Consider the following 3170-nt stretch of genomic DNA (forward strand, 5'->3'; position numbering starts at 1 on the left):
ATCCAATTTTTCGGGGGGAATGCCAATGCCTGTATCCCGCACCTGAACGCTTACCCACTGCTTTTCGGGATCCCTCTCCCCGGCCTCGACCGTCACCACTACCTCTCCCTGGGGGGTGAACTTGATGGCGTTGCTGAGCAGGTTGGCCAGGATTTGGCGCAGCCGGTTGGGATCCCCTATCAAGGTTGGCGGCAGGTTGGGATCCACCCAGGCCACCAGTTCCAGATCCTTGCTCTGGGCTTGGGCGGCCATCAAATCCAGCAGCTCTTCCACCAACTGCGGCAAGGAAAAGGGTATTTCCTCCAGTTCCAGTTTTTGGGACTCGATCTTGGAGAAATCGAGGATGTCGTTGATTAGGTTCAGCAGCACCTCGCCTCCATAGCGGATGGTCTGTACCCAATCCTGCTGCTGCGGATCCAAGGAGGTGTCCAGGAGTAAACTGGTCATCCCCAAAATGGCGTTGATGGGGGTGCGGATCTCGTGGCTGATGGTGGCCAGGAACTCGCTCTTGGCCCGGCTGGCGGCTTCGGCTGCTTCCTTGGCTGCTTTCATCTGCTCTTCTGCCAGCTTGGCTACGGTGATATCCCGTCCGGCGGCGTAGAACAGGGATCCGTCCAAAAAGGCTCGCCACTCGATGAAGCGATAGCTGCCGTCCTGAGTGCGGTAGCGGTTGACGAAGTGATCCAGCCGTTTCTCTTCGACAAGCTGCTGCATGGCGGCCTGTGTGGCGGGGACATCTTCCGGGTGAACCCACTCCAAAAACGGTCGGCTCTGCAGCTCCTGCAGAGAATAGCCCAGCGTAGTCTCCCAGGCTCGGTTAAGACGGCGAAAGTACCCTTGGGCATCGGCAATGCAAAGCAAATCCAGAGCCACCGAGAAAAACTGCTCCAGCTCCGCTTCTGCCGACTTGCGGGCAGTGATGTCCACCGCGGTAAACACCCAACACGGGATCCCGCGCAAGACAAGGGGCTGCACAAACACGTCTTCCCAGACAACTCGGCCATCCTGCCGCTGCCATTGCCACTCAAAGCGGGCGGATCCCTGCTGGCGGGCTTGCTCCAAGTAGGACTGCAGCGAGAACTCCCCGCCCCGAAGAGCCTGGCGATAGGGAGACTGCTCGGAAGCGTCGAAGGCCCGCAGCTCCTCCAGGCTGGAGAAGCCATAGGCCGAAATGGCTTGGGAGTTGGCCTCCAGGATCTCGCCGGTCTCGGCATGGCGGATGAGGATGGCCACAGCGGCATTCTCAAACAGAGCCCGGAACTTCTGCTCGCTTTCCTGGACGGCCTGCTGGGATCGCACCCTGTCGGTAACATCGCGGACGATCACCACCACCTCTTGGGGGTTGAGGGGCACAATGCGCACCTCTTCGTGGCGGGTCTCCCCTTCAATCTCGATGCTTTGGTCGTAGCGCTGCCGCGTCTGGGTAGCTATAGCCTGCTGAACAAAGAAAAGCCGCCGCTCGGCCAACTCCGGTGGCAAAAGCTCCTGCAGGGATCGGCCCACGTAGGTGTCGGGTGAGCTATAGGGAACAACCTCGCCCCCCCAGACAAAGCTCAAGCAAATGCCCTGGCTATCCAGGCGGAAGATCAAGTCGGGAATGGCTTCTAGAATGGCTCGCTGCACCTGTTCAGCGGCTTTCAAGGCCAGCTCTGCCTGCTTGGCTTCTGTAATATCCCGCACGATTGCCAGGACTTCCTGGCTGTTGAGAGGGACAATGCGGGCCTCTTCGTAGCGTACCTCCCCTTGAACTTCAATGCTGTACTCGTAGCGCTGTTGGGTTTGGGTGGCCAGGGCTTGCTGAACATAGAAAAGCCGCTGCTCGGCCAGCTCCAGCGGCAGAATTTCCCGGGGGGATCGGCCCAAGTGCTGCTCGGCTGGAGTGTAGAGATGGATATCGCCTCCGGAAATAAAGCTCAGGCAGATGCCCTGGCTATTCAGGCGAAGGATGAGGTCGGGGATGGCTTGGAGAATGGCCCGCTGGGTGGCTTCCATTTCTCTAAGGGCCAACTCCGCCTGTTTCCGCTCGGTGATATCTCGCACCAGGATGTAAACTTTGTCTCTCCCGTGAGCGACAACGCAGGCTCTCCGATAGCAGCGGATCCCCGGCTCAATCTCAACTTCGTACTCTAGGTACTGCGGCGTCTGGCTGACCAAGGCCCCCTCCGCCAGAGATGGATACTGCTCTTTCAGCGAGCCAGTAAACACGTCTTGGGCGCGGCAACCCACGTAAAACTCAGGCGGATGTCGGGTGGGAACGTAAGGGGAAGGCTTGCAATGAAGAATGACTCCCTCGGCGCTGAGCTCAAAAATCAAGTCGGGAATGGCCTCGTAGAGGGCGCGGTAGCGAGACTCGCTTTCCTGTAGAGCCCGCTCCATCTTGACCCGCTCGCTGATGTCGCGGCTGGTGATGAGGATCCCGTCTCCCACCGGCACCACTTGGTGATGGATCCAACTGGCCTTCAAGCCCGGCTGCCCCGAAATGGGGAACTCCTCTTCCAGAGGAATGCCGGTTTCCACCACTCGCTTGTATTTCTCAAAAAAGCCCCCCCAGCGGTTGATGGGCAGCAGCTCGCACAGCCGCTGGCCGATGATCTGCCGGCGCTGGAGGGAAATGAGCTCTTCCCCCTTGGCGTTGACATCCACAAAGACAAAGTCGCGGATCTCGCGGGTAACGGGATCCCGCACCGCCTCCAACAGATAAATGGCATCCAAGCTGGCTTCCAAGGCTGCCCGAAAACGAGCCTCTGGGCCAGGGCTGCCCCTAAGAAGTTGGAAAGGAAATCTCAGGATCCTCCGCAAGACAGAAAGCTGCTGCAGGCCGAGCAGCAGGAGAGCCAAGAAGAGGGATCCCAGCAGCCAAAAGGCAAGGCCAGAGGGATCCACCAGGCCCACCGTTTTCCCTACCGCCCATAGCTCTCTGTGCATAGAACCCAGAGATTCCTGCCCCCTTTCCACAGTATCCCAGCAAGTCTTTCCAGCTTATCTTGGAGGTCAAAAGGGGAAGCTCAGCTAACTTGCGGAAATGGCCTCTATGCAATGGGCAGGATTCCTCAAGAGTGGCTTTTTGGGGAAATGAGTCTTGGCTCAAAGCTTTGTTTCTGGGTGCAGTTGGGAGAGAGACTCTTTATTGTGAAGATGCTTTATTGTGAAAAATAATTGTGAAGATTCAG

The 3170-nt window shown here is 58.2% G+C and carries 1 protein-coding gene; it reads right to left on the reverse strand.

Features of this window, described 5'->3' with window-relative positions; translation table 11 throughout:
- Nucleotides 1–2925 (reverse strand): PAS domain S-box protein (locus NW837_RS11860; RefSeq protein WP_414331762.1); only part of this gene is annotated, 2925 nt, incomplete at its 3' end.
- Nucleotides 2926–3170: the final 245 nt, after the last annotated feature.

It is taken from the genome of Synechococcus sp. R6-10, from assembly GCF_047461815.1.
GTDB lineage: Bacteria > Cyanobacteriota > Cyanobacteriia > Thermostichales > Thermostichaceae > Thermostichus.